Raw genomic sequence first — 25,407 nt, forward strand, 5'->3', positions numbered from 1 at the left:
TGTCAATCATTTTTCATATTTATCCCTTCCACGATTGTTTTCGGAAAAGTCGAACATTGCCACTCATAAATGAAAATGTGATATAAGTGGTATATAATAAAGAGAAATGATAAAAAAGCGCGGTTTTTGCCGCAACCTCTTCGTATAGACTCAACAAGAAGGTACGAAGAAGTTTGACCCGTTTGAGGTCGGCACAATGGAGGGATTTCATTGGCTATGATAAAGGGGCACCCGCTCAAAGGGGCCTTTGTTGATTTTATAAAGGAACAAAAAGGATCGGCTTTGTTCAGCTATGTGGAAAAGGTTGAAGAAGGCGATCCGATCCGTTTTTACGAAAACGGAAAGGAATGGTATAAGGGAGAGCGGTTTTACTTTAAAGACCGTGATGCCGAGCGTATTTTTGCGGGACTCGGAAGTGTTAGCACGATTCAAAGTGCGAAGGACAACCGTTTTGAGGACATTGAGGCGCAGTGGGATCAGTTAATGAGCCAGGCTTCGGTTCATAATCCTTACGATATTTATGGAACGGGTCCTGTGGCATTTGGCGGCTTTTCCTTTGATCCCCTGCAATCTCAGGGAGAAGAATGGTCCCGGTTTGCATCGTCTTTTTTTTATGTGCCGGAAATGATGATGACGGTGTATAACGGTGACACATACATTACCGTGAATATGATCTGTGAAGAACAGGATTCCGAGCTCCTATTTGACCGGATCGAGAAACGCAAGCAGACGATCTTGTCACACATGCAGCACCCATCTGAAAAAGAATCCGTTTTGATGGAGCTCCGGACCGGGGATACATGTGCCTGGAAACAATCGGTCCAAAGTGCAGTGGATGAAATCGAACGTGATGACGAATTGAAAAAAGTTGTTCTGGCACGAAAAGTCACCGCCGTGTTTGATGGAACGGTTCCTTCAGACCGTGTGCTCCGGCGCCTGGATGAAGGCCAGCCGGACAGCTTTGTGTTTGCAATTGAAGCGATGGACAGCTGCTTTTTAGGCGCTTCACCGGAACGGCTTGTGAAAAAGCGGGCGCAAACGGTGCTAACCACCTGTCTGGCAGGGTCTACTGCTCGAGGCGCAACGGCGGAAGAGGATACGGAGCTTGCGGACGCTTTGCTGAATGACGGGAAAAACCGCATTGAGCATGATTACGTTGTACAGATGATCCGGCATGAAATGCAAAAAATGTGTCATCGCGTAACCGTTCCGAAAGAACCTGTTGTAATGAAGGTTCGGGATATTCAGCATCTGTATACCCCGGTGATCGGCGAAGCAGCGGAAGAGGATTCAATTTTGCGCTTTGTTCAAACGCTTCACCCCACTCCTGCATTAGGAGGGCTTCCTGGCGAAAAAGCGCTTCGTGTTATTCGGGAGCTTGAAGGGATGGATCGAGGGTTTTACGCAGCGCCTGTCGGCTGGATGGACTACCGGAAAAACGGCGAATTTGCTGTAGCGATCCGCTCCGGCCTGGTTGTTCAAAACGAAGCTTTTCTATACGCTGGCTGCGGGGTCGTACGGGATTCCAATCCGGAAACGGAGCTCGAAGAAACAAATATGAAGCTGCGGCCGATGCTGCGGGCAATAGGAGGCGGCAATGAGTAGCCATCAGGACAATATGACGCACTATAACGCACATTTCATTGACAGCCTCGTCCGCTCCGGAGTGGAAAATGCGGTGATCAGTCCAGGATCACGCTCCACTCCAATGGCGCTGTTAATGGAGGAGCATCCTCGTTTGAACACATTTATTCAAGTGGATGAGCGGTCGGCTGGCTTTTTTGCACTGGGCCTGGCCAAAGCGACGCAAAAGCCGGTAGCGCTTTTATGTACATCCGGGACAGCCGCTGCCAATTATATGCCGGCGGTGGCGGAGGCGAAAATCTCGCGGGTGCCGCTCATCGTTCTCACATCTGACAGGCCGCATGAGCTGCGGGATGTCGGCGCGCCTCAAACGATCGATCAGCTGCATTTATATGGGCATACCGCGAAATGGTTTGCTGAAATGGCGCTGCCGGAAGCAACGGAAACCGCTTTGCAGTATGTCCGGACACAAGGTGCGCGTGCCGTGTTTGAATCCGTTGCTGCGCCTTCAGGGCCTGTGCATTTAAACTTTCCATACCGGGAGCCTCTTTTGCCTGATTATGATGGGATTTACGAACGAATCCGTATTCCTGCACCCGTCCGGCTCATTTCGGGGAAAAAAGTGCCGGATGCGATTATGATGGAGGATGTAGCGAATGAGATCCAAGTTGAAAAAGGTCTGATCATCGCAGGGGAAATCGTTCATTCGGGCGTTGCTGCCGCGATTGTTTCGCTTTCCGAAAAAACAGGCTGGCCTATCGTAGCGGACCCCTTATCCCAACTGCGTTCACATCATGAAGCAATTGACAGCTATGATGCATTTCTTCGGGATGATGAGGTGAAGGATGCGTTAAAACCGGAAGCCATTGTCCGATTTGGTGCGCTTCCAGTATCCAAGTCTTTGATGCTGTTTATGAAGCGCCATCAGGATATCCCTCATATTGTCGTTGATTCAGACGGGGGCTGGCGCGATCCAGCTCACCTTGCGACGTGTATGGTGAGCACAGATGAAGCCGTTTTTTGCCGTGAAATGGCTGAACGGCTGGAGGCGCAATCCGAGTCATGGAACCGGCTGTGGCAGTCTGTCAATAAAGCAGCCCGCGCAGAAATGAAAAGGGCAAACGGCATGGACGAAGCCGCTCTTTTCCGGCGCTTTTTAGCTGCTGTGCCGGAGGGCTCTTCTATTTTCACCGGTAACAGCATGCCGATTCGCGATCTCGACTCGTTTTTATTCGCCGGGGAGCAAACCGTTCGTTTACATGGGAACCGGGGAGCAAACGGAATCGATGGTCTTGTTTCCACTGCGCTCGGCATCGCAGCCAGCGGCGAAAAGGTGTATGCTGTAATGGGAGACCTGTCGTTTTTTCACGATGTGAATGGGCTTCTAGCAGCGAAAATGAATGGCTTGTCGATGACCATTTTGATTATGAACAATGATGGGGGCGGCATTTTTTCTTATTTGCCCCAATCTGGTGAACAAAAGCACTTTGAGCGGCTGTTCGGCACGCCTTCTGGCTTGAAGTTCAACCATGCTGCCGCTCTTTACGGCTGTCATTACGTTCCGGTCACAAGCGCTGCCCAGCTTGAAAAAGAGCTGGCGGAGCAAAGAGACGGTGTAGTGATTTTAGAAGCGTTTACAGATCGTGCTCAAAATACAGCCATTCACCGTCAATTATGGCAGCAGGCAATGGAAGCAGCTAAAAAGGCATTACCATGAAGTTCTTTTATGAGATCCAGGGGGCCGGAGAGCCGGTTCTGCTGCTGCACGGATTCACAGGAAGCGCGCAAACCTGGAAGGAGCTGACACCGCTTCTGCCGTTCCAGCTGGTGCTGCCGGACCTTGCCGGACACGGACGGACGCAGCGGCCGGCCGACCGCCTGGAGGCAGAAGCGGTGCATTTGAAGAAAATGATGGCGAAAGCCGGTTATGATTCCTTTCATCTGATCGGCTATTCAATGGGTGGCAGGCTTGCCCTGTCCCTTGCTCTTCTTTATCCCGATCAGATAAAATCGTTGATCCTTGAGAGCGCTTCACCCGGACTAAGGACTGATGCTGAGCGCAAGGAAAGGGTCAAAGCAGATGAACAGCTGGCACAGCGGATTGAAAATGAAGGGATTCCGTCCTTTGTCGACTACTGGGAGTCGATTCCGATGTTTCATACACAGCAGGCATTGCCGTTCTCCGATCGACAGAAAATAAGACGGGAGCGGCTCAGCCACCGGGAACAAGGACTTGCTTCCTCGCTTCGGTTTATGGGAACCGGTGCCCAGCCTTCTTACTGGAACCGGCTTGATGAGCTTCGTATGCGGGTGTTGATCCTAACAGGGACAGAGGATGAAAAATTCACCTCCATCGCCCGGAAAATGAAGGAGCGCATCCCGATGAGTGAATGGATCGAATTTCAAGGAGCAGGCCATGCAATTCATGTGGAGCAGCGCGAAAAATTTGGTACAATAGTAAAGACGTTTTTGTTGAATCAAAAAGGAGGAAATGCAAATGGCATTTAATTGGGTAACAGAGCGCGAATATGAAGATATTAAATATGAAACGTATAACGGTATTGCAAAGGTCACGATCAACCGTCCGGAAGTACATAACGCATTCCGTCCGAAGACCGTCACGGAAATGATCGATGCATTTGCTCGTGCACGAGACGATTCAAGCGTTGGTGTGATTATTCTGGCTGGTGAAGGCGGAAAAGCGTTTTGCTCCGGCGGTGACCAGAAAGTACGCGGCCACGGCGGTTACGTGGGAGACGACGAAATTCCCCGCTTGAATGTGCTTGATTTACAGAGGCTGATTCGTGTGATTCCAAAACCGGTTATTGCAATGGTTGCAGGCTACGCGATTGGCGGCGGGCACGTTTTGCACGTTGTATGTGACTTGACAATCGCGGCGGACAATGCGGTGTTCGGTCAGACAGGACCAAAAGTCGGTTCATTTGATGCAGGCTACGGCTCCGGCTACCTTGCTCGTATCGTTGGCCATAAAAAAGCGCGTGAAATCTGGTTCCTTTGCCGTCAGTACAATGCTCAGGAAGCGCTTGACATGGGTCTTGTCAATACGGTCGTTCCGCTTGAAAAGCTAGAAGAAGAAACGGTGCAATGGGCAGAGGAAATGCTCCAAAAGAGCCCGACTGCTCTTCGCTTTATTAAAGCCGCAATGAACGCTGACACAGACGGACTTGCTGGATTGCAGCAGTTCGCCGGAGATGCCACGCTTCTTTACTACACAACAGATGAAGCAAAAGAGGGCCGGGATTCATTTAAAGAAAAGCGGGACCCTGACTTCGGCCAGTTCCCTCGTTTCCCGTAAACAGCTGGGGAGCTTCGGACAAACGATGTTGAATAAACGAAAAGAGCTTGGACAAAAGGTTCTGGATAGAAGAAAAAGCCGAACGATCATTGTATCGTTCGGCTTTCTTTCGAGCTCTTCATGAGGATAAACCGATTAGTGACTGTGCTTGCGTGAACATAGTTTGGGCGTCTTCTGCAGGACTTCGCGTTCGGAGGGGCGGGCGGTGAGCTAACTTTTGTCGCTACGCTCCAAAAGTGGATCTCACCTGGCCCGCTGATCCCTCCTGAGTCTTCGTCCTGCGCCAGCCGCCCTGGTTGGGAGGGCAAGCAGCTGGTAAAACCTAAAAAGAAGCGTTCTGAATGCGTAACAACAAACCTCATTCTATTATTCGTGTAAAAAAAGAAAAGGCGGTTCTCCTACAGCCATTCGTAAGTCAGTGAGAATAAGCCCTTTTTAAGCATTTTTTAATTTCATTGCTTCATTAGAACCACAACGGGCGCAGGGAGGCTGGCGGAGACTTCCATGTGACGAGCGGACAGGCTGAAACAGCCGCGCACTTTAGGCTGGTTCAGCGTTCGCCACATAGAAAAGCGGAGCCGGCAGCCCGGAGCCCCTGTATGTTCTTTTCCGAAAAAAGGAGAATCAAGGCTTTCAGCTACTAGGTTGTTTGCATTCACGAGCCAATCTCATTGTTAAGTCCCAGTTTCTTCGTTTTTTATTCTCTTTTAAAATAGAAAGGATGAACATAGATGACGATGCCGAATTGGCTGGTTCAGCGGGCTTTTTTAACGCCGGACCGGACAGCGCTCACATTTCAAGAGCAAAGATGGACCTTTGCTCAGCTGTTGAAAGAAACACATCAAATGGTGAATAAACTGCATACAGCCGGTCTTAAAGAAGGGGATGCCTGTGGTTTGCTTGCTTCAAACCGTCCGGAAACCGTTTTTGCTATTTTTGCGCTGCAGCAATTGGGGGTGGCGGCTGTCATGCTGAACAGCCGGCTGACCTCAGAAGAAATCAAATGGCAGCTTGAAGACGCGGGCGCTTATTATTTTCTTTACGATGAGTCTGCAGCCCAAAAAGCAAGGACTGTTTCAGGGGTTCGGTCGAGCAGCATGAGCGAGCTGCATGAAACAGCAGGTGCCGACATAAAAGAGGAATATTTTCCAGAGGGCACCTGCTCCATTATGTATACATCTGGCACGACCGGCCGTCCAAAAGGAGTCATTCAAACATATGCCAATCATTATGCCAGCGCGACAGCATCCGCTTTTAACCTGGGGCTTCATCATGATGATGCCTGGTTGTGCGCTGTGCCGGTGTTTCACATATCCGGCTATTCCATTTTAATGAAGAGTGTACTGTACGGTATGGAAGTGCACCTGGTTGAAAAGTTTGATGCAGAAAGAGTCAATCAGGCCTTGAAATCAGGAGATGTGACGATGATTTCAGTTGTGACGGCCATGCTTTCTACTATGCTTCATGCGCTCGACGGCTCCTATCATCCGCGCCTGCGGTCTGTTCTGTTAGGAGGGGGACCGGCTCCCGTTTCAATGCTTGAAGCCTGCAAGGAAAAGGGAATTCCGGTTTTTCAAACGTATGGCATGACAGAAACATGTTCACAGATCGTCACTTTAGCTCCGGAAGATGCACTTCGGAAAATTGGCTCAGCAGGAAAACCGCTGTTTCCATGCGCGGTGAAAATTGAAGGTGAAGAAGAAGGAGAAATTTTAGTAAGCGGTCCGAACGTCACGAAAGGATATTTAAACCGTCTGGACGCAAACAAAGCGGCATTTGATGGCAAGTGGTTTCGGACGGGGGACATTGGCCGGCTCGACGAAGAGGGTTTCTTGTATGTGCTGGACCGCCGCTCGGATTTAATCATTTCCGGTGGTGAAAACATTTATCCGGCTGAAATTGAATCCGTCCTGACGAGTCATCCGTCCATTCGGGAAGCTGGCGTCGTTGGTGTGCCGGATAGCAGGTGGGGACGTGTGCCAGCCGCTTTTTATGTCAGTGAAGCAGATCTTTCTTCAGAAGAACTGAGCCGCTTTTGCCAGGAGAAGCTCGCCCGCTTTAAAGTACCGGTCCACTTTATCAAAATGGATGTCTTGCCGCGAAACGCCTCCAGCAAGCTGCTTCGCCGAAAGCTGGCTGACCGATGGGAGAATCGCAATGAATATTAAAAAACTATCGATGCACGTTGTGTCGATGCCATTAAAACAGCCATTTTACACGCATTTGGAAACGGTCGTGAACCGGGAAGTTATATTGGTCGAAGCAGAGGATGAGCAAGGGAATACCGGGTGGGGAGAAGCATCGGCTTTTTCAACACCGTGGTATACAGAAGAAACAGTTCAAACAGAGTGGCATATCATAAAAAAGTTGCTTTTTCCGCTCTTGAAAAAGAACCCCATTCGCCATCCTGAAGAGGCATACACCCTTTTTTCATCTGTTAGAGGGAATCGAATGGCCAAGGCTGGTGTTGAAGCAAGTTTATGGGACTTGTTTGCCAAGCAGCAAAACAAGCCGTTGTATCAGATTATCGGTGGAACGAAAAAGACCATCCCGGTCGGAGCAGCAGCCGCGGGCAAAACAACGGAGGATATGCTGGAGCGAATTTCCTTTTTGAAGAAAAAAGGCTATAAGCGTATAAAAGTAAAGGTGGGCAGAGGATTTGATCATGATGTACTGCTCGCCATTCGCCGCCAGTATCCACATCTGATGCTGATGGGCGACGCCAATTCTTCTTATACACAGGATGATCTAAATCATTTAAAGAAGCTGGATGACTTTCATCTTATGATGATTGAGCAGCCGTTTTCTGTTGAAGACTTATGGGATCATGCCAAGCTTCAAAAAGAAATTCGTACACCTGTTTGTCTGGATGAAAGCATCCGGTCCCTGCATGACGTTCGCTGTGCTGCTGAAATGAATGCGTGCCAGGTGATCAACGTGAAATACAGCCGTGTAGGTGGAATGAGCGAAGCGATTCGAATTCATGATTTTTGTTATTCGAACAAAATAGACGTATGGGCCGGGGGAATGATTGAATTTGGTATTTCCCGTGCCCATACAATGGCACTTGCTTCTATGCCAGGCTTTACGCTTCCAGGAGACATTGTTTCATCAGACTATTATTGGGAAGAAGATGTGATCAATCCCGGGATCACGGTCGAAAATGGAATGATCCACCTGTCCGAGCTGCCGGGCATCGGCTATGAGGTGAACAGAAACCGGGTGGAGAAAATACGAACGGATTATTATTTTCAGTGAATTTTCGTTTTATTGAAACTTTTTTTGGGAAAAAGAAGTAGAAAGGGTATGAATAGGAAAGAGGTGCCGCCGATGAACATAGGGTTGGGAATAGGTTGTGCTGCAGCGGCCATTGCTTTTCTTTTGTTTTATCGCGTAAAGCGGAAGCTGACAAAGCTCCATATACAGTTAAATGAAACCTTTCAGGAAGTGGATGCATTTATGGAAAGGCGGGTGGCGGTGCATGTGAAATGGGCCGAAACGGTAGCTGCTTATGACCTGGAAGCTCAGGGGATATTAGCCGACACCACTGTCATACAGGACCGCTTTCAGGACATGCCTGTTGAAGAGAAAACACGTCTTTGCAAAAAGCTGGACGAGCTGGCGGAACGAATGATGGCCTCTGCGAAAAAATGTCCGCGTCTCCGGACGTCGGGCAAGTACATTCAGCTTCATTCTCAGGCAGAAGAGCTAAGAATGAACATGCCGGACGCCTGCTGTGCCTACAATACACATGCGGAGCAGATCAACAAAGAGATTGGGCGCTTTCCTGCTAATATTGCCGCGCTAATCACTGGCTTTGAGCAGAAGGAGCTTTTTCATCACCCTGAGAAAAAATCAGCCGCGGTCTGATTTTTTTTTTGGCCATTTTTCCGGTACATAATCAAATCCTCCTGGATGAAAAGGATGGCACTTTAAAATGCGCACCAGCGTCAGCCAGCCTCCTTTTAAGGCACCGTGCTTTTGTACCGCTTCATACCCGTAATGCGAGCAGGTCGGATAAAACCGGCATGTGGGGGGCTTCAGCGGGGACAGAATTTTTTGGTAAAAGCGAATCAGCAGCAAAAAGGCTTTTTTCACTTTTGATCATCCTTTTCCTGCAGGGTGGTGTCCTCCGGTGGATCAATCGTATGCTTGTAGCTGTAGCCCTTGTTCACGGTTAAGATCGATAAAGCCAGCACCGCAAGCACAACAATAATGGAAATGATGATCACAATCATCATAGTCGACATATGGTATACCCCCTTTGCTTCAGTGTATCATGTTTTGGTTTAGATGTGGACGGTGCGGGGAATAGTAAATATGTCGATATAATAAACAGAAATGTAGTTGGAGGGATTTTTTTATGTCAAAAAAATTAGTAAACAGTGTAAACAAGCAGGTAGCAAACTGGACAGTCCTTTACACAAAGCTTCATAATTACCACTGGTACGTAAAAGGGCCACAGTTCTTTACACTGCACACAAAATTCGAAGAGCTATACACGGAAGCGAGCGTTCATATTGATGAACTGGCTGAGCGCCTTCTTGCTCTTGAAGGAAAGCCGATCGCTACGCTTAAAGAATCGCTCGACAAAGCAAGCGTAGAAGAAGCAGCAGGCAAAGAAACGGCGGAGCAAATGGTACAGTCTCTTGTCGATGACTTTACTACGCTGACAGCTGAGCTGAAGGAAGCGATGGATCTTGCGGACGAGGTTGGCGACGAAACAACGGGCGATATGCTTCTGGCAATTCACCAGAGCCTTGAAAAGCACGTATGGATGCTCAAGTCATTCTTGAACAAATAATAAATGAAGGAAAACCCGGGTCCGCTTATGGACTCGGGTTTCTTTTATGTATTAATGAAGCCGGCGATTATGTTTGACGGGTATTTGATCCTGATTAAACTTTTCCTTTAGTCCTTCGTATAAATATACTCGGAACAGCCAGGCAAGCTCGTCTTTTGGCATTTCACCTATTACGGACATTATATCCGTTTCAGACATTTCTCCAAGAACGGTGAGCGTAATCATATCCAGGTCGTCTTCTGTTCCTTGCAGGCGCCCGCGATACAGCTCAAACAACTCATCCACGAATTTCATTGCGCTGCCTCCTTTTCAAGAATATATATATAGTTATACATGAAAACGCTATCATATTCCAACTTTTTTTAGTGAATGAATGAGTTTCATTAAGCACAACCTGTAGAAAGGAGGGATTCTAATGGAAAAACAGCCGTATTATATTGATCTGGCCAGTGGTGAAATTCAATCAAGAGACGATGTGTCGCCGTGGAATTTCAGGGTTTTTGCCAATGACAAAGAAATCCGGTCTTTGAGAGACATGATGACAGGCATGAACGATGCTGAATTCGGCAGCTTTTGGCGGGCTCATTTGCCTGGAATTCCTTATCATGAGGATGCAGACAACGACCAATATGACCGCAAGCTGACATCTATTTACGAAAAAATTTATGAGCTCGGAGACGAAGATGCCCGTGAATATATAAAAAAATGGCATAATAACGTATAATGAGGTGAATGAAGTCAGGGTGAGGGATGTCAGTTGTATACATTTACAGACAAAAACGGCTATACGGTTTCGATGTCTTTTAAACAAAATGCACTTGGCCGAAAGCCCTCCCATGTCCTTGTTTTATGCCGGAAAAATGAGGCATGGCTGCTAACGAAGCATAAAAACCGGGGGATTGAATGCCCGGGCGGGAAAATAGAGCCGGGCGAATCCATTGAGGCAGCGGCGCGTCGTGAAGTGTCAGAAGAAACCGGTGCTGCTGTGTCCGACCTTCACTATATTGGAGAATATTATGTCCACGATCCGGTTTCGCCTTTTTTAAAAGCTGTTTTCTTCGCTCACGTAATGGATATAGAGAAGAAAGAGGACTATTTAGAAACGAATGGCCCTTTTCTAGAGCTGGAAGATCTTCAAACGGTTCGGTTTCGGGATCATTATTCATTTTTAATGAAGGATGACATGATTTTGCTGGCGCTTGCTGAAGTGAAAAGGAGGGGATTCGTATGATGGACTGTGTACCTTACCCGTCCCCTTCTCCTCGTGTCCGCCTTTTTTTGGTGCGGTACCGATCAGGCGGCTTGATGGTGAAAGGGTTTTTGGCAGAACCGTCAGATGGACAGCTGCATGATGGTTTTTTATATTTGCGCGGCGGCATCAAAGGAGTCGGCATGGTGCGCCCGTCCCGCATTGCGGAATTTGCCGCAGAAGGCTTTATCGTGTTTGCTCCGTTTTACCGGGGAAACCGGGGCGGGGAAGGCAACGAAGATTTTGCTGGGGAGGACAGGGAAGACGCATTTTCCGCTTTTGACTGGCTGCAGCAGCATCCGCGTGTGAACAATGGAAAGATTCATGTTTTCGGTTTTTCGCGAGGCGGGGTCATGGCGATTTTAACCGCTATTCACCGGCCGGCCGCTTCAATGGTGACATGGGGCGGGGTTTCGGATATGACGCTCACCTACGAAGAACGGCCGGACATGCGCCGGATGATGAAGCGTGTAATTGGCGGCAGTCCTGCCAGGGCACCGGACCAATACGAGTGGCGGACCCCTCTCGAGGAAGCGTCTCATATTGGAGCGCCGGTTTTGATTATTCACGGACGGCTTGACCAAAACGTTTCAGTGGAGCATGCGTACAAGCTCGAGGCGGCTGTGCCTCATGCGGAAACGGTGTATTTCGATGAATACGATCATTACATACCACCAGCCGTCAACCGGCAAATCGTCAGCCGGCTGGCAAAATGGATGAAGGGGGATAACGAATGGGAATGCCAATGGAATTAAATACGATGATCGTCACAAAAGGAAATGAAGTACGGGAAGAAGAAAACCGGTTTTCACTCAAGAAAAACGGCTATCGCCTGTATCCTATCAATATCCCGGTCGCTGTGCATAAAACAATGGACAGCGAGCAAAGCGGAACGGCTGTTATTGAAAAGGTGGAGTGGACGCAGGAAACAACGACCATTACGTATAAGCTCGTTTCTTTAAAATCAACTAATTAAAAAAGCTAGAAAAAAGAGCAATAATAAAAAAGGTTCGCGGAGGATAGTTCCGCGAACCTTTTTCATGCTTTTGAAAAAAGAATGTGTCAATGAAAAGCAAGTGACAACTTCTCTTTTTCAAAGCTACTGTGCTTGCGCGAACATAGTCAGGGCGGCTTCTGCAGGACTTCGCGTTCGGAGGGGCGGGCGGTGAGCTAACTTTTATCGCTACGCTCCAAAAGTGGATCTCACCTGACCCGCTTGGTCCCTCCCGAGTCTCCGTCCTGCGCCAGCCGCCCTAGTGGGGAGGAAAAGCAGTTGTCAAAACCCAAAAAGAAGCGGAATGAACCGGGAATAATAAACGATTCTGCTCTTTATAAGAAAAAAGAGAAGATTCTTCTCATACGGCCTCTTGTTAATCATTGAAATAAGGTATTTTCAAGCATTTTTTTCTTCACTGTTTCATTAGAACCACAACGGGCGCAGGGAGGCCGGCGAAGACTCCCACTGGACGAGCGGACAGGCTGAAACAGCCATGGTTTTCGGGCTGGTTCAGCGTTCGCCCAGTAGGAAAGCGGAGCCGGCAGCCCGGAGCCCCTGTGTGTGCTTTTTTAGAAAGATAACCGTCTTTATTTTGCTCATAAAAAGGAACATGCTCTAAAAAATACCTATATTCTCTTGACACTTTTGTTTTTCAGAACTATGAAAAAAGTTCGCGGAGGATAACCCCGCGAACCTTTTTGTTTTAAAGCTTTGGACCGCCTTTTTCTTCGATTTCCGGTGCGACCCCCGCGAATTTTTTGAAGTTGTCGCGGAATTTGGCGGATAGCTCTTTTGCTTTTGTCATAAACTCGTCTTCATTGGCCCATGCTTTGCGCGGAATCAAGACATCATCCGGTACGCCTGGCACGTGAAGGGGAATCTCAAGACCGAATACCTTCGTTTTATACGTTTCCGTATGGTTCAGCTCACCTTCAAGAGCGGCTTGAATCATAGCGCGGGTGTAGGAAAGCTTCATTCGTTCGCCTGTTCCGTATTCTCCGCCTGTCCAGCCCGTATTCACAAGGAATACTTGCGCGTTATGCTCATCAATTTTTTTACCGAGCATTTCGGCGTAGACTGTTGCCGGAAGCGGTAGGAATGGAGAGCCGAAGCAGGTAGAGAATGTCGCCTGCGGACTCGTAATGCCCCGTTCAGTTCCAGCAAGCTTGGACGTGTAGCCGCTCAGGAAGTGGTACATCGCTTGTTCCTTTGACAGCTTGCTGATCGGCGGAAGAACACCAAATGCATCTGCTGTTAAAAAGATAATTGTATTGGGGTGGCCGGCTACACTCGGATCGACAATGTTATCGATCAGCTGAAGCGGGTACGCAGCACGCGTATTCTCCGTTAAGGAGTTGTCGCTGTAATCAGAAATGCGTGTATCCTGATCCAGGACAACATTTTCAAGAACAGAGCCGAAACGGATGGCGTCGTAAATCTGCGGCTCTTTCTCCCGTGTCAGCCCGATGGTTTTGGCGTAGCAGCCGCCTTCAATATTAAAGACGCCATTTGCTGACCAGCCGTGCTCGTCGTCACCGATCAAGCGGCGGTGCGGATCAGCGGACAGGGTTGTTTTCCCCGTACCGGAAAGGCCGAAGAACAGTGCGACATCGCCTTCGTACCCGACATTGGCTGAGCAGTGCATAGACAGCGTATTGTTTTCTGGAAGAAGGTAGTTCATGACAGAGAAAATCGATTTTTTCATCTCACCTGCGTATTCGGTGCCACCGATTATAACGATGCGCTGTTCAAAAGACACAATAATAAATGTTTCGGAATTTGTCCCGTCTGTCAGCGGATCCGCCTGGAAGGAAGGAGCTGATAAAATGGTGAATCCAGCTTCATGTGTTGTCAATTCTTCCTCTGTCGGGCGAATGAACATTTGGTGGGCAAATAAATTATGCCACGCGTATTCGTTAATCACCTGAATAGGCAGCCGATGTTTTTCGTCGGCACCGGCAAACCCTTTGAAAACAAACAGTTCGTCTTTTTCTTTTAAGTAGCGGGTCACCTTTTCATACAACCGGTTAAACACGTCTTCTGATATCGGCTGATTGACGGCACCCCAGTCAATTTTATCTTTAATAGAAGCTTCTTCTACAATAAACTTATCCTTCGGAGAACGGCCTGTGTACTTGCCTGTTTCGGCGCGAACGGCACCTTGAGCCGTTAAAACACCTTCACCGCGCTTTAGTACCTTTTCAACAAGAACGGGTACAGAAGGCTGGCTAAGAATATTCGAGCCTTTCAGCAGCTCGTTAATTTCGCTGGAAACAGTTAATGAGTTCGTCATGTACGACCATCCTTTGCTTAATTAATGTATTCGCTTAACATGGAATTAGTATAACACATTTAATTGAATAGTCTATACTATATAAATAAAAAAATCGTATTTTTTTATTATTTGGAGGCAATGATGTTACTGAAGCTGTTTTATTTCATATTATATGGGTGCAGATATGCGGGTCTGAAAAGAAACGAACGTTGCGCTGTAAACGTAAGGGGTCCTGATTAAAATCGACAGGAAAAATTGTTTTCTTTTTTTGGTTGACACAAAGCACGATATTTCGTAACATTGACACTTGAACGGATACTCTTATCCTGAGCTGGTGGAGGGACAGGCCCTGTGAAACCCAGCAACCTGCCGTATGATGATTCGGAGAAGGTGCTAAACCTGAGCAAGGATCAGCCTTGGACGATAAGAGTGAAAGGCCCGAGTAAAAACAACCTTTCCTCTCTCAATGCCGGGAGAGTTTTTTTATTTTCTGGATCACCTGAGGGAAATGAGTACCGTACACATACTGATTTTAAGGAGGAATTTTTTCATGGTAAAACAGCGTCGCCTGTTTACATCAGAGTCTGTAACGGAAGGACATCCGGATAAAATCTGCGATCAAATCTCCGATGCAATTCTTGATGCAATTCTTGACAAAGATCCGAATGCCCGTGTGGCAGCGGAAACATCTGTAACAACTGGACTCGTTCTTGTTGCAGGAGAAATCACCACTTCATCTTATGTGGATATTCCAAAAATCGTTCGTGAAACGGTAAAGGAAATCGGGTATGTCCGTGCAAAATACGGATTCGACTCAGAAACAGCAGGAGTCTTAACGTCTATCGACGAACAATCGCCTGATATCGCCGCCGGGGTTAATGTTGCCCTTGAAGCGCGTGAAGGACAAATGACGGATAAAGAGCTTGATGAAATCGGTGCAGGAGACCAGGGCTTAATGTTCGGCTTTGCGTGCAATGAAACAGAAGAACTTATGCCGCTTCCGATTTCACTGGCTCATAAACTGGCGCGCCGTTTAACGGAAGTGCGCAAAAATGAAACACTAAATTATCTTCGCCCTGATGGCAAAACGCAAGTAACGGTTGAGTATGATGAAAACGGCAAGCCGGTTCGTGTGGATACGATCGTTATTTCCACGCAGCATCATCCGGAAGTGACGCTTGAGCAAATTCAAAAAGAAGTTCGCGAGCAGGTAATTAATGAAGTCGTTCCGGCTGAATTAATGGACGCAGAAACGAAATTCTTCATTAATCCGACAGGCCGCTTCGTTATTGGCGGACCGCAAGGAGATGCCGGTCTTACGGGACGCAAAATTATCGTTGATACGTACGGCGGCTATGCACGTCACGGCGGAGGTGCTTTCTCGGGCAAGGATCCGACAAAAGTAGACCGTTCAGCTGCTTATGCGGCACGCTATGTAGCGAAAAACATCGTCGCTGCCGGTCTTGCAGACAAGTGTGAAGTGCAGCTGGCTTATGCGATTGGTGTGGCACAGCCGGTTTCCATTTCTGTTGATACGTTTGAAACAGGAACGGTGACGGAAGAAGTATTGGTGGCCTTGATTCGCCAAAACTTTGACCTTCGTCCGGCGGGCATTATCAAGATGCTTGACCTTCGCCGTCCGATCTACCGTCAGACTGCGGCTTACGGGCACTTTGGCCGTACAGACGTGGATCTGCCGTGGGAGCGTACAGACAAAGCAGACGCACTGAAATCAGCAGCGAAATAAAAAACGAAACCCGTCTCTTCGAAGAGGCGGGTTTCTTCCTGTTCATTTCTGGATCGATTTGTAATACTGTCCTTTTTCCGCATACTCGCGCACGATGCGCGCCATGTCTTGTCGGTCCGCATCATTTACGTCGCGGATCACCTTGGCGGGCCTGCCGAATGCTACCGAATTTGGCGGGATGACTTTGCCGGGCGGAACGAGACTGCCTGCGCCAATAAAAGCGCCTTCCCCAATCTCAGCGTTATCGAGAATGATCGAGCCCATGCCAATCAGCGCGCCTTTTCGAATCCGGCAGCTATGTAAGGTGACTTGATGGCCGATGGTGACCTCATCTTCCAAAATCAGCGGATTATTCGGGCTTTGATGAAGCACAGAATTGTCTTGAATATTAACGCGCCGTCCAATCCTAGTTGGCGCAACGTCCCCGCGAATGACGGTGTTGTACCATACCGTGGACTCTTCTCCGATCACCACATCTCCCGTTATGGTCGCAAAGTCGGCAATAAAAGCGGAATCAGCAATAGCAGGGTGTTTATCTTTATACGGATAAATCAAGGCTGCAGCCCCTTTCTTTCAGAATGTGTACCGTTTTATTTTATCCAACAGCAAAAGATTTGTATAATGGTAAAAACGAGTGTCGTTTTGAAGGAGAGAACGTTATGTGGAAATGGGAATGTGAAGGAAAGCCAAAAGGAGTTATTGTGATGGTACATGGTGCCCTTGAACACCATGGCCGGTACGGATGGCTGATTGAAATGTGGCGGGAACACGGCTTTCACGTTGTAATGGGTGATTTACCCGGGCAGGGCATGACATCCCGTGCGAGACGCGGTCACATTTCGTCCTTTAAAGAATATACAACAGAATTGTCGGAGTGGGTTCAAGCAGCGTACCAATTTGACGTTCCCGTTTTTTTATTAGGGCATAGTATGGGCGCTCTTGTTGTAACCCGGTATTTGCAGGAGCAAAAGCCGGAACCTGCCGGGGTCATTTTGTCGTCGCCGCTGTTTAAAATGAAGCACACACCGCCAAAGCATTTAAATGTTATGACGCACGGCTTAAATTCCGTAACGCCGTCCCTTAAATTTGATTCCGGTCTCACATCGGACATGGCCACTCGCAATGAAGAAGTGTGGGCATTTGATGCTGAGGATGCGTTATACGTCCGGAAAGTGTCGGTCCGCTGGTACCGTGAAGTGGTGCAGGCTATTAAGGTCGCCATGGCGGGACCGGGTGAGATTCCGGATATTCCTCATTTAATTATGCAGGCCGGAGACGACCGGATCACCGACGGGAGTGCGGCCCGGCTTTTTGCGAAAAAGCTTGACCTGTCCGAATTGCAGTATAAAGAGTGGTCCGGACTTTATCATGAAATTTTTAACGAACCAGAGCGGGAGGATGTGTTTCAATATGCACTTGATTTTGTGCATAATCGGCTGCGCGCACTCGGTTTTATTATTGAAAAGTGAGGTAACAGAATGTCAGTCCCTACAAATTCGCTTCTTTTAATGCGAAAGATTTACAAGCACATCTTTCCGGCTGTGAAGTCAGAATGGAGCAAGTGGAAAGCGCTCGCTGAACAAATTCCAGATCCTGAGCTTCGCCAGCAGGCTCTGGATGTGTATGAAAAAAAGTATTTTCATTGTGAAGCAGGTGGCGTCATCTCCATGCTTGCCGGTGATCAGTCTGAAAAAGTGATTTCCTTTATCGTTCCTTATCAGCTTATTTGCGATTATTTGGATAATCTGTGCGATCAAACGACATCGTTCAATCCAGACGATTTTGCGGCGCTCCACGAAGCGCTGAAGGACTGCTTTTATCCGGGACAGCCGAAGAGCGACTATTACCGCTTTCGTGAAACAAAAGAGGATGGCGGCTACTTAAACGCTTTAGTAGACGGCTGCCGGCGTATTGTAGCAAAAACACCTTCGTTTGAACCCGCTAAGCCGCACCTGTTGGATTTGAGCCGGTATTACAGCGAGCTGCAAATCCATAAGCATGTCCGTGAAGAAGAGCGGGAGGAACGAATGATCCGCTGGTTCGAGAGCCGCAAGCACGAGCTGCCGGAGGAAATGACCTGGTATGAGTTTTCTGCCTGCACAGGATCGACTGTCGGTGTGTACTGTCTCATGTCCTGTGCAATGCAGCCGGCGTTTACTCCGACCTATGCCAAAATGGTCCGTGAGTGCTATTTTCCGTACGGCCAGGGCATTCATATTTTGCTTGATTATTTTATTGATCAGGAAGAAGATTTGGAAGATGGAGAGCTGAATTTCTGCACGTATTATGAAAGTGAGACCGAGATGATGGAGCGGTTTCTGTACTTTTTAAAGCAAGCGAAAAAAGCGACGGAACAGCTGCCGCACGCGAAGTTTCATTCGTTCCTGATTGAAGGGATTGTGGCCGTTTATTTATCAGAAGAAAAAGCGGCAGGAAAGAAAAGTGTACGGTCGCATTGCCGCAGGCTCGTTCACACAGCCGGACCGGCCAGCATTTTCTTTTATTGGAACGGACGGACTTATAAAACGTACCGGAAAATGCGTCAATCCTATAATGACTGAGGTGTGGCAAAAAGATGAAAATCAGTATTCTGGATCAATCACCCATTTCCGAGGGAGAAACGGCGGCTGAAGCTTTGCAGAAAACAGTTGAGCTTGCGATACTTGCTGAAAAGCTTGGCTATGAACGTTTCTGGGTATCAGAGCACCACGATGCATCGACACTCGCTGGTTCCTCACCGGAAGTGCTTCTCGCTCATTTGGCAGCGAAAACAGCATCCATTCAGATTGGTTCCGGTGGGGTCATGCTGCCGCACTACAGCGCATATAAAGTAGCAGAAAACTTTAAAATGCTCGCTGCACTGGCTCCCGGGAGAATCAACCTTGGTGTTGGACGTGCTCCTGGTGGTATGCCCAGAGCTTCATTTGCCTTGAGTGATGGACGTAAACGGGACAAGGACCGGTATCCAGAACAGATTGATGATCTTCTCGCTTATTTACACGATCAGTCGGTGCCGCACCCTTATACAGGTGTAAAAGCAACACCTCTTATTGATGTGAAGCCAGATGTCTGGGTGCTGGGCTCGAGCCTTTCAAGTGCTCAGCTGGCTGCAGAAAAAGGGCTTCCTTATACGTTTGCCAAATTTATTAATGGAGACGGTGGTCAATCGGAGCTGGCTGAATACCGCAGATTATTTCAGCCGTCCGCTTATTTGGATGCACCGAAGGCAAATATCGCTGTGTTTCTTATCTGTGCTGAAACAGACGAGGACGCTTTTTACTTGGCGGGGAGCCTGGAGCTGGCATTAATGATGGCGGGGCAGGGCATCCCGTCAAATGGAACACCGTCTCCTGAAAAAGCCGCAGCCTATCAATACGGAAAGTTTGAACAAAAGCATGTTCAAGAAAATCGGAAGCGGATGGTTGTCGGAAGCGTGGAAACGGTTCGAAAAAAACTAAAGCAGCTTTCAGAAGAATATGGAATAGAGGAAGTAATGGCAGTGACCATTATATATGATTTTGAAAAAAAGAAACGGTCCTTCGAGCTGCTTTCAACCGCCATTCGTTGATAAAAACAAAAACAGCCTTTGCACAACGCTATGTGCAAAGGCTGTTTCTTATCTTTTTTCAATGGCCACGATAAAAGGCGGCGTATTGGCTTGATTGATAAAGCCGTATTGCAGGACATGGGCTTTTTGCTGATCGAGTGACGCTGCATAGGTCGTTACGGCATCCCGTTCATCTGCTCCGCCGGCATGGCCGTGGTAAATGACGAGAACAATGATGCCACCAGGCTTCAGCATCTCGAAAAGCTGCTCAATCGCGCTGATGGTCGTGTCCGGTTTTGTAATGACCGTTTTGTCGCCTTTAGGCAAATAGCCGAGGTTAAAAATCGCCGCATTGACATGACCGTGAACGCACTCGGGGATCAAGGAGCTTGCCTGTTCATGCCCAGCACGGAAAAGCGTGGCTTTATGCAGCAAAGAGGCGTCCTGTAAACGCGACGCTGTATTGGCAATCGCCTGCTCCTGAACGTCAAATGCAAAGACGTGTCCGTCGCCCGCGAGCTGCGCAAGAAACAGCGTATCGTGTCCATTGCCAGCTGTGGCATCGACAAAATAGCCCTTTTCTGACACTGTTTTTTGCAAAAGCAGCCGGGCAAAGGGCAGTATTCCTTCTACGATCATGGCTGCATAACGGCTCCTTTATAAAACTTGCCCTGCCACGTGTCGCGGCGAAGCATTTCATCATGGATGGCATTGAGCACTTCCCACTTGTTCACACTCCACATCGGGCCAACCATCAGCTCAATCGGGCCGTCACCGGTAATCCGGTGAACAATCATGTCGGGAGGAAGAATTTCCAGCTGATCAACAACGAGCTTGGCGTATTCTTCCATCGTCAAAAAGTCGAGCATGCCTTTTTCATACTGCTTGACAAGCGGGGTGCCTTTTAATAAATGAAGCAAATGGATTTTAATGCCCTGAACATCAAGGTCCGCAATGGCCCGTGCTGTTTCCATCATCATCTCCGGTGTTTCAAGCGGCAATCCGTTAATTAAATGAGAGCAGATCCGAATGTTATGCTTGCGAAGTTTTTCGACGCCTTCCACATATGTCTCGAAATCATGGGCACGATTAATGATACGGGCGGTTTTTTCGTGAACGGTCTGAAGGCCAAGCTCCACCCATAAATACGTCCGCTCATTTAATTCAGCCAAATATTCGACCACATCATCCGGCAGACAGTCTGGCCGTGTGGCAATCGAAATGCCGACGACGTCATCCTGCTTTAAAACGGCTTCATATTTTTCACGCAGCACATCAACCGGTGCATGTGTATTCGTGTAGGCTTGAAAATAAGCCATATACTTGCCATGCTTCCATTTTTCATGCATTTTATTTTTTATATCATGAAACTGTTTTTCAAGCGGGTCCACGCGCTTACCGGCAAAGTCGCCTGAGCCAGCCGCGCTGCAAAATGTACACCCGCCAAAGGCGACGGTGCCATCCCGGTTCGGGCAGTCAAAGCCGCCGTCGAGAGCCACTTTAAACACTTTGTGGCCGAAATGGTTTCGCAAATGGTAGTTCCATGTATGGTACCGTCTGTCGTCACTAGCGTACGGAAACGGATTGGTCATGTTTCATTCCTCCTTTAAAGCTCGATTTAAATTGTAGCACGAAGAGAGGCACGGGTAAAATGCGCTTGCATATTAGCTGAAGTTTTTCTAAAATGGAAGATAAAGATTAATGAAGAAAGCCGATTGGCTGATAGTTAATACTGGATAGAGAAAAATCTCTCCTGTCCCATTCTTCGGGCAGGATTTTTTTAGGCAATTCGTCTTCTGAAAGAGAAGGAAGGCAGTTTACATAAACGGAAGGCAGGTTTCAGCATGAATTTTGATCATAAACAAATTGAGCCGAAATGGCAAAGCTACTGGGAACAAAACAAAACCTTTAAAATGGAGAACGACTCGGAAAAGCCGAAATTTTACGCACTTGATATGTTTCCTTATCCATCCGGCGCCGGACTTCACGTCGGACATCCGGAAGGCTACACGGCAACGGACATTTTAAGCCGATTCAAGCGGATGCAGGGCTTCAATGTTCTTCATCCGATGGGCTGGGATGCATTTGGCCTGCCAGCGGAGCAGTACGCGCTGGATACCGGAAATGATCCAGCTCAGTTCACGGAACAAAACATTAACAATTTCCGCCGTCAAATTAAAGCGCTTGGCTTTTCTTATGACTGGGACCGTGAAATTAACACAACAGATCCGGATTATTATAAATGGACGCAGTGGATCTTCCTTCAGCTTTACAAAAAAGGCCTTGCGTACGTAGATGAAGTACCGGTGAACTGGTGTCCGGCACTTGGCACGGTTTTAGCGAATGAAGAAGTAATTGACGGCAAATCAGAGCGCGGCGGCCACCCGGTCGAGCGTCGTCCGATGCGCCAGTGGATGCTGAAAATTACAGCTTACGCTGATCGCTTAATTGAAGACCTGGAAGAGCTTGACTGGCCGGAAAGCATTAAAGATATGCAGCGCAACTGGATTGGCCGTTCGGAAGGAGCCGAAGTCACTTTTGGCATCGATGGCCATGATGAAACCTTCACCGTTTTTACAACCCGTCCGGATACACTGTTTGGTGCGACGTATGCCGTCTTGGCGCCTGAGCATCCGTTTGTGGAAAAGATCACAACAGCTGAACAAAAAGAAGCTGTTGCTGCGTATATTGATCAAGTGAAGTCGAAAAGCGACCTGGAGCGGACAGATTTAGCCAAAGACAAAACCGGTGTTTTCACGGGTGCCTACGCAATCAATCCGGTGAACGGAGAGAAAATGCCGATCTGGATTGCCGATTACGTGCTGATTACGTACGGAACAGGGGCAATCATGGCGGTACCGGCACACGATGAACGCGACTATGAATTTGCCCGCAAATTTGAGTTGAACATTCAGGAAGTAGTTTCAGGCGGCAACGTAGCAGAAGAAGCGTATACAGGTGACGGAGCGCACGTGAATTCCGGCTTCCTTGACGGCTTAAACAAAGAAGACGGCATCGCCAAGATGATTGACTGGCTTGAAGCGGAAGGTATTGGGACGAAAAAAGTAACATACCGTCTGCGTGACTGGCTGTTCAGCCGCCAGCGCTACTGGGGTGAGCCGATTCCGATTATTCATTGGGAGGACGGTACAACAACAGCCGTTCCAGAATCTGAGCTTCCGCTCGTTTTGCCAAAAACAACTGAAATCCGTCCATCCGGTACGGGCGAGTCACCTCTTGCTGTGATCGAAGACTGGGTGAACGTGGTCGACCCTGAAACGGGCAAAAAAGGCCGTCGTGAAACAAACACAATGCCTCAGTGGGCGGGAAGCTGCTGGTATTACCTGCGCTTTATCGATCCGGATAATAAAGAGGCGTTGGCAGACAAAGAGCTGCTTGAACGCTGGCTGCCGGTTGATATTTACATTGGCGGTGCCGAGCATGCGGTTCTTCACTTACTTTACGCGCGCTTTTGGCACAAGGTATTGTACGATATCGGCGTCGTTCATACGAAAGAGCCATTCCAAAAACTATTTAACCAGGGCATGATCCTCGGTGAAAACAATGAAAAAATGAGTAAATCAAAAGGGAATGTCGTGAATCCGGATGAAATCGTGGAAAGCCATGGAGCGGATACACTGCGTTTGTATGAAATGTTCATGGGACCGCTTGAAGCGTCGATTGCCTGGAGCACGACCGGCGTTGACGGTGCGCGCCGTTTCCTTGACCGGATTTGGCGCTTGCTGATGACAGAGGACGGCGAACTAAAGTCGAAGGTAGGCGGAAAAGATTTATCGCTTGAAAAGGTGTACCATCAGACGGTGAAGAAAGTGACAGAAGACTATGAAGGTCTGCGCTTTAATACAGCGATTTCTCAAATGATGGTTTTTGTGAACGAAGCGAATAAAGCGGAAACCATACCAGCTGAATATGCGGAAGGCTTTGTGAAGCTTGTTTCGCCGCTTGCTCCTCATTTAGCAGAAGAGCTATGGGAAAAGCTAGGGCACAGCGGAACAGTGACGTACGAAGCATGGCCCGTGTTCGATGAATCAAAGCTTGTGGACGATGAAGTGGAAATTGTCCTTCAGCTGAATGGCAAGGTAAAAGCAAAATTGATGGTTTCAAAAGATGCCACGCGGGAACAAATGGAAGAGATAGCGATGGAGAATGAAACGTTCAAGGGCGAGCTTGAAGGCAAGACTGTTCGCAAGGTTATTGCGGTTCCCGGCAAGCTTGTCAACGTCGTCGCTAATTAACGAAGGAGGAACAGAGCCTTATGATTCCAACGATTACAGGTGAAGAAGTACACGAAAAGCTTCAAAAAGGGGAGCAGCTTTCCCTGATTGATGTACGGGAAGAAGAAGAAGTGGCAGAAGGGATGATCCCGGTGGCGGACCATATCGTGATGGGCACCATCCCGGACAGCCTTGACCGGCTAAACAAAGACACCGACTATATTATCGTCTGCCGTTCCGGTGCACGCTCGGAAAATGTGTCCCGCTTCTTGATCGAAAATGGGTACAAGGCAACGAATATGACCGGCGGCATGATGAACTACCCCGGCGAAACAGCTCCAAAACAATAACAACAGCAAAGAAACAAGCCTCTCCGGGTATGGAGAGGCTTGTTTTTTATCGGACAGCAGCGGCGTTTGTTCCGGCGATGTGGCCTGTAATAAGAGCGGCGGTAATGTTGTAGCCGCCGGTGTAGCCGTGAATGTCAATGATTTCCCCGCAGAAAAAAAGCCCGTCTTTCTTTTTCGATGCCATGGTTTTCGGTTCAATTTCTTTTACAGAAACGCCGCCGCCGGTGACAAACGCTTTTTCAATCGGCAGTGTCCCGTTGACATTCAAGGTAAAGGACTTTACGAGAGAAGCGAGCGCACGAATGGCTCCATCGGACATTTGATTGCCGGGTGTTTCAAGGTCAATCGAAGCCTGACTGAGCAAAAAGTGCAAATACCGCTCGGGCAGCAATTGTTTCAAGCTGTTTTTCACTGCTTTTTTCGGTTCTTCCTTGAGAATTTTCCGAATAGCGACGCTAGCTTCGTGCTCATTTCCATCGGGAAAAGCGTCAATAGACATGCGTGCGGGAGCGCCATTTTTCTTCAGCTCCTTCACGACGTATTGACTGCAGCGCAGAGCAGCTGGGCCGGATAAGCCGAAATGAGTAAACAGCATATCCATCCGGTGGGTCACAATCGGCTTGCCTTTTTTATTCAGCACAGACAGTCCGACATCACGAAGCGCTAGTCCCTGCATCGACCGGTTGACAATAAACGGTTCCTTTGACGTGATGGGCACTTCCGTTGGAAACAGATCAGTGATTGTGTGTCCGGCTTGGCGCGCCCACGGATAACCGTCGCCTGTTGAGCCGGTCTGGGGAACCGCTTTGCCGCCCGTCGCCAGAACAACGGCGTTCGACCGGATTTCTTCACCTGATTTCAGCCGGACACCGTGCATGAAGCTGTCATCCATTAACAGTTCTGCAACAGGAGATTCCAGCCGAAGCTCGACCCGCAGCCGCTTTAATTCACTAAGAAGCGCTTCGACGACATCCTGTGCCCGGTTTGATACCGGAAACATTCGCCCGTGGTCTTCCTCCTTCAATTTGACGCCAAGGTTTTCAAAAAAACGAATAATGTCTTCATTGCTGAAAACGGAAAAAGCGCTGTATAAAAAGCGGCCATTGCCCGGGATATGCTTAATAATTTCTTCAACGGGAAGCCGGTTGGTCACGTTGCACCGTCCGCCGCCGGAAATTTGCAGCTTGTTTCCCGGCTTGCGGCCTTTATCAATCAGCAGGGTGCGCGAGCCCGTCCGTCCTGAAGCAATAGCTGCCATCAAGCCGGCTGGGCCGCCGCCCACCACAATTACGTCATACATTCC

General features: G+C 48.4%; 26 protein-coding genes and 1 riboswitch. Of the genes, 18 read left to right on the forward strand and 8 right to left on the reverse strand.

The window, feature by feature from the left end; genetic code table 11:
• Window positions 1-216 precede the first annotated feature (216 nt).
• The 7 genes from BW952_RS17515 (at window position 217) to BW952_RS17545 (ending at window position 8,770) form a co-directional block, all read left to right on the forward strand.
• Window positions 217-1,605, forward strand: a complete 1,389-nt coding sequence (locus BW952_RS17515; protein WP_076496366.1) for an isochorismate synthase — start codon at window positions 217-219, stop codon at window positions 1,603-1,605.
• Window positions 1,598-3,301 (forward strand): 2-succinyl-5-enolpyruvyl-6-hydroxy-3-cyclohexene-1-carboxylic-acid synthase, encoded by a 1,704-nt coding sequence (menD, locus tag BW952_RS17520; protein WP_045852504.1) that lies wholly within the window; start codon window positions 1,598-1,600, stop codon window positions 3,299-3,301. The genes BW952_RS17515 and menD overlap by 8 nt, the downstream gene beginning before the upstream one ends.
• Window positions 3,298-4,092: a 2-succinyl-6-hydroxy-2,4-cyclohexadiene-1-carboxylate synthase gene (gene menH, locus BW952_RS17525; RefSeq protein WP_045852503.1), complete on the forward strand. Its 795-nt coding sequence runs from the start codon at window positions 3,298-3,300 to the stop codon at window positions 4,090-4,092. Before menD ends, menH begins: the two co-directional genes overlap by 4 nt.
• Window positions 4,082-4,900 (forward strand): 1,4-dihydroxy-2-naphthoyl-CoA synthase, encoded by an 819-nt coding sequence (menB, locus tag BW952_RS17530; RefSeq protein ID WP_045852502.1) that lies wholly within the window; start codon window positions 4,082-4,084, stop codon window positions 4,898-4,900. Before menH ends, menB begins: the two co-directional genes overlap by 11 nt.
• Window positions 4,901-5,631: 731 nt before the next feature.
• Window positions 5,632-7,068, forward strand: coding sequence for an o-succinylbenzoate--CoA ligase (locus BW952_RS17535; RefSeq protein WP_045852493.1), 1,437 nt, complete (start codon window positions 5,632-5,634; stop codon window positions 7,066-7,068).
• Entirely contained in the window at window positions 7,058-8,158 is a 1,101-nt protein-coding gene (menC, locus tag BW952_RS17540; RefSeq protein ID WP_045852492.1) for an o-succinylbenzoate synthase, read from the forward strand. The genes BW952_RS17535 and menC overlap by 11 nt, the downstream gene beginning before the upstream one ends.
• 72 nt (window positions 8,159-8,230) lie before the next feature.
• Entirely contained in the window at window positions 8,231-8,770 is a 540-nt protein-coding gene (locus tag BW952_RS17545; protein WP_045852491.1) for a LemA family protein, read from the forward strand.
• Here the strand turns inward: BW952_RS17545 and yidD are convergent.
• Both yidD and ytzI read right to left on the reverse strand, forming a co-directional pair.
• Window positions 8,756-8,998, reverse strand: coding sequence for a membrane protein insertion efficiency factor YidD (gene yidD / locus BW952_RS17550; RefSeq protein ID WP_045852490.1), 243 nt, complete (start codon window positions 8,996-8,998; stop codon window positions 8,756-8,758). The genes BW952_RS17545 and yidD overlap by 15 nt on opposite strands.
• Entirely contained in the window at window positions 8,995-9,150 is a 156-nt protein-coding gene (gene ytzI, locus BW952_RS17555; RefSeq protein WP_414735842.1) for a YtzI protein, read from the reverse strand. The genes yidD and ytzI overlap by 4 nt, the downstream gene beginning before the upstream one ends.
• 113 nt (window positions 9,151-9,263) lie before the next feature.
• Between ytzI and BW952_RS17560 the strand changes: the two genes are divergently transcribed.
• Window positions 9,264-9,704 (forward strand): Dps family protein, encoded by a 441-nt coding sequence (locus tag BW952_RS17560; RefSeq protein WP_045852489.1) that lies wholly within the window; start codon window positions 9,264-9,266, stop codon window positions 9,702-9,704.
• 51 nt (window positions 9,705-9,755) lie between these two features.
• Here BW952_RS17560 and BW952_RS17565 read toward each other — a convergent pair whose 3' ends face one another.
• The gene (locus tag BW952_RS17565) at window positions 9,756-9,998 is read right to left on the reverse strand and encodes a DUF6154 family protein (RefSeq protein WP_045852488.1); all 243 of its coding nucleotides are present in this window, start codon (window positions 9,996-9,998) and stop codon (window positions 9,756-9,758) included.
• Between the two features lie 121 nt (window positions 9,999-10,119).
• On the opposite strand from BW952_RS17565, the gene BW952_RS17570 reads away from it, so the two are divergent.
• Genes BW952_RS17570 through BW952_RS17585 form a run of 4 tightly spaced genes read left to right on the forward strand, consistent with a single transcriptional unit; the run spans window position 10,120 to window position 11,929 of the window.
• Window positions 10,120-10,428: a hypothetical protein gene (locus BW952_RS17570; RefSeq protein WP_045852487.1), complete on the forward strand. Its 309-nt coding sequence runs from the start codon at window positions 10,120-10,122 to the stop codon at window positions 10,426-10,428.
• Window positions 10,429-10,461: 33 nt separating this feature from the next.
• A complete protein-coding gene (gene ytkD / locus BW952_RS17575; protein ID WP_045852486.1) occupies window positions 10,462-10,935 on the forward strand; it encodes an RNA deprotection pyrophosphohydrolase in 474 nt (157 codons plus the stop codon).
• Window positions 10,932-11,708 carry an alpha/beta hydrolase family protein gene (locus BW952_RS17580; RefSeq protein ID WP_045852485.1) on the forward strand — a complete coding sequence of 259 codons (777 nt, stop codon included), beginning with the start codon at window positions 10,932-10,934 and terminating at the stop codon, window positions 11,706-11,708. The genes ytkD and BW952_RS17580 overlap by 4 nt, the downstream gene beginning before the upstream one ends.
• A complete protein-coding gene (locus BW952_RS17585) occupies window positions 11,687-11,929 on the forward strand; it encodes a DUF2584 domain-containing protein (RefSeq protein ID WP_045852484.1) in 243 nt (80 codons plus the stop codon). Before BW952_RS17580 ends, BW952_RS17585 begins: the two co-directional genes overlap by 22 nt.
• A 724-nt stretch (window positions 11,930-12,653) precedes the next feature.
• Here BW952_RS17585 and pckA read toward each other — a convergent pair.
• Window positions 12,654-14,243, reverse strand: coding sequence for a phosphoenolpyruvate carboxykinase (ATP) (gene pckA / locus BW952_RS17590; RefSeq protein ID WP_045851677.1), 1,590 nt, complete (start codon window positions 14,241-14,243; stop codon window positions 12,654-12,656).
• Window positions 14,244-14,543: 300 nt separating this feature from the next.
• Window positions 14,544-14,655, forward strand: a riboswitch (SAM riboswitch).
• Between the two features lie 120 nt (window positions 14,656-14,775).
• Between pckA and metK the strand changes: the two genes are divergently transcribed.
• Window positions 14,776-15,972, forward strand: a complete 1,197-nt coding sequence (metK, locus tag BW952_RS17595) for a methionine adenosyltransferase (protein WP_045851678.1) — start codon at window positions 14,776-14,778, stop codon at window positions 15,970-15,972.
• 42 nt (window positions 15,973-16,014) lie between these two features.
• Here the strand turns inward: metK and BW952_RS17600 are convergent, their stop codons facing one another.
• Window positions 16,015-16,527 (reverse strand): gamma carbonic anhydrase, encoded by a 513-nt coding sequence (locus BW952_RS17600; protein WP_045851679.1) that lies wholly within the window; start codon window positions 16,525-16,527, stop codon window positions 16,015-16,017.
• A 104-nt stretch (window positions 16,528-16,631) separates the two neighbouring features.
• Here BW952_RS17600 and BW952_RS17605 point away from each other — a divergent pair, with 104 nt between their 5' ends.
• Genes BW952_RS17605 through BW952_RS17615 form a run of 3 tightly spaced genes read left to right on the forward strand, consistent with a single transcriptional unit; the run spans window position 16,632 to window position 19,540 of the window.
• Window positions 16,632-17,441, forward strand: coding sequence for an alpha/beta hydrolase (locus tag BW952_RS17605; RefSeq protein WP_045851680.1), 810 nt, complete (start codon window positions 16,632-16,634; stop codon window positions 17,439-17,441).
• A gap of 9 nt (window positions 17,442-17,450) precedes the next feature.
• Window positions 17,451-18,533, forward strand: coding sequence for a tetraprenyl-beta-curcumene synthase family protein (locus BW952_RS17610; protein WP_045851681.1), 1,083 nt, complete (start codon window positions 17,451-17,453; stop codon window positions 18,531-18,533).
• A gap of 14 nt (window positions 18,534-18,547) precedes the next feature.
• Window positions 18,548-19,540 carry an LLM class flavin-dependent oxidoreductase gene (locus tag BW952_RS17615; RefSeq protein ID WP_045851682.1) on the forward strand — a complete coding sequence of 331 codons (993 nt, stop codon included), beginning with the start codon at window positions 18,548-18,550 and terminating at the stop codon, window positions 19,538-19,540.
• A 48-nt stretch (window positions 19,541-19,588) separates the two neighbouring features.
• On the opposite strand, the gene mnmM is transcribed toward BW952_RS17615, so the two are convergent.
• Window positions 19,589-20,158 carry a tRNA 5-(aminomethyl)-2-thiouridylate-methyltransferase MnmM gene (gene mnmM / locus BW952_RS17620; protein WP_045851683.1) on the reverse strand — a complete coding sequence of 190 codons (570 nt, stop codon included), beginning with the start codon at window positions 20,156-20,158 and terminating at the stop codon, window positions 19,589-19,591.
• A complete protein-coding gene (mnmL, locus tag BW952_RS17625) occupies window positions 20,155-21,111 on the reverse strand; it encodes a tRNA modification radical SAM protein MnmL/YtqA (protein WP_045851684.1) in 957 nt (318 codons plus the stop codon). The genes mnmM and mnmL overlap by 4 nt, the downstream gene beginning before the upstream one ends.
• Before the next feature lie 252 nt (window positions 21,112-21,363).
• Here mnmL and leuS point away from each other — a divergent pair, with 252 nt between their 5' ends.
• Both leuS and BW952_RS17635 read left to right on the forward strand, forming a co-directional pair.
• Complete coding sequence (gene leuS, locus BW952_RS17630; RefSeq protein WP_045851685.1) at window positions 21,364-23,775, forward strand: leucine--tRNA ligase; 2,412 nt, start codon at window positions 21,364-21,366, stop codon at window positions 23,773-23,775.
• Between the two features lie 20 nt (window positions 23,776-23,795).
• Window positions 23,796-24,104 (forward strand): rhodanese-like domain-containing protein, encoded by a 309-nt coding sequence (locus tag BW952_RS17635; protein WP_045851686.1) that lies wholly within the window; start codon window positions 23,796-23,798, stop codon window positions 24,102-24,104.
• A 46-nt stretch (window positions 24,105-24,150) separates the two neighbouring features.
• Here BW952_RS17635 and BW952_RS17640 read toward each other — a convergent pair whose 3' ends face one another.
• A complete protein-coding gene (locus BW952_RS17640) occupies window positions 24,151-25,404 on the reverse strand; it encodes a BaiN/RdsA family NAD(P)/FAD-dependent oxidoreductase (protein WP_045851687.1) in 1,254 nt (417 codons plus the stop codon).
• Between the last annotated feature and the right edge of the window lie 3 nt (window positions 25,405-25,407).

The sequence above is a fragment of the Domibacillus enclensis genome (genome assembly GCF_900156125.1).
GTDB lineage: Bacteria > Bacillota > Bacilli > Bacillales > Domibacillaceae > Domibacillus > Domibacillus enclensis.

Bases quoted from the DNA above. Each gene is read 5' to 3' on its own strand.
- BW952_RS17515 (WP_076496366.1), top strand. From the start codon at position 217: ATGATAAAGGGGCACCCGCTCAAAGGGGCCTTTGTTGATTTTATAAAG.
- mnmM (WP_045851683.1), bottom strand. From the start codon at position 20,158: ATGATCGTAGAAGGAATACTGCCCTTTGCCCGGCTGCTTTTGCAAAAA.
- BW952_RS17635 (WP_045851686.1), top strand. From the start codon at position 23,796: ATGATTCCAACGATTACAGGTGAAGAAGTACACGAAAAGCTTCAAAAA.
- leuS (WP_045851685.1), top strand. From the start codon at position 21,364: ATGAATTTTGATCATAAACAAATTGAGCCGAAATGGCAAAGCTACTGG.
- menD (WP_045852504.1), top strand. From the start codon at position 1,598: ATGAGTAGCCATCAGGACAATATGACGCACTATAACGCACATTTCATT.
- ytzI (WP_414735842.1), bottom strand. From the start codon at position 9,150: ATGTCGACTATGATGATTGTGATCATCATTTCCATTATTGTTGTGCTT.
- pckA (WP_045851677.1), bottom strand. From the start codon at position 14,243: ATGACGAACTCATTAACTGTTTCCAGCGAAATTAACGAGCTGCTGAAA.
- menH (WP_045852503.1), top strand. From the start codon at position 3,298: ATGAAGTTCTTTTATGAGATCCAGGGGGCCGGAGAGCCGGTTCTGCTG.
- menC (WP_045852492.1), top strand. From the start codon at position 7,058: ATGAATATTAAAAAACTATCGATGCACGTTGTGTCGATGCCATTAAAA.
- BW952_RS17615 (WP_045851682.1), top strand. From the start codon at position 18,548: ATGAAAATCAGTATTCTGGATCAATCACCCATTTCCGAGGGAGAAACG.
- BW952_RS17580 (WP_045852485.1), top strand. From the start codon at position 10,932: ATGATGGACTGTGTACCTTACCCGTCCCCTTCTCCTCGTGTCCGCCTT.
- BW952_RS17545 (WP_045852491.1), top strand. From the start codon at position 8,231: ATGAACATAGGGTTGGGAATAGGTTGTGCTGCAGCGGCCATTGCTTTT.
- metK (WP_045851678.1), top strand. From the start codon at position 14,776: ATGGTAAAACAGCGTCGCCTGTTTACATCAGAGTCTGTAACGGAAGGA.
- BW952_RS17565 (WP_045852488.1), bottom strand. From the start codon at position 9,998: ATGAAATTCGTGGATGAGTTGTTTGAGCTGTATCGCGGGCGCCTGCAA.
- BW952_RS17610 (WP_045851681.1), top strand. From the start codon at position 17,451: ATGTCAGTCCCTACAAATTCGCTTCTTTTAATGCGAAAGATTTACAAG.
- BW952_RS17560 (WP_045852489.1), top strand. From the start codon at position 9,264: ATGTCAAAAAAATTAGTAAACAGTGTAAACAAGCAGGTAGCAAACTGG.
- menB (WP_045852502.1), top strand. From the start codon at position 4,082: ATGGCATTTAATTGGGTAACAGAGCGCGAATATGAAGATATTAAATAT.
- BW952_RS17605 (WP_045851680.1), top strand. From the start codon at position 16,632: ATGTGGAAATGGGAATGTGAAGGAAAGCCAAAAGGAGTTATTGTGATG.
- BW952_RS17585 (WP_045852484.1), top strand. From the start codon at position 11,687: ATGGGAATGCCAATGGAATTAAATACGATGATCGTCACAAAAGGAAAT.
- BW952_RS17535 (WP_045852493.1), top strand. From the start codon at position 5,632: ATGACGATGCCGAATTGGCTGGTTCAGCGGGCTTTTTTAACGCCGGAC.
- mnmL (WP_045851684.1), bottom strand. From the start codon at position 21,111: ATGACCAATCCGTTTCCGTACGCTAGTGACGACAGACGGTACCATACA.
- BW952_RS17640 (WP_045851687.1), bottom strand. From the start codon at position 25,404: ATGTATGACGTAATTGTGGTGGGCGGCGGCCCAGCCGGCTTGATGGCA.
- BW952_RS17570 (WP_045852487.1), top strand. From the start codon at position 10,120: ATGGAAAAACAGCCGTATTATATTGATCTGGCCAGTGGTGAAATTCAA.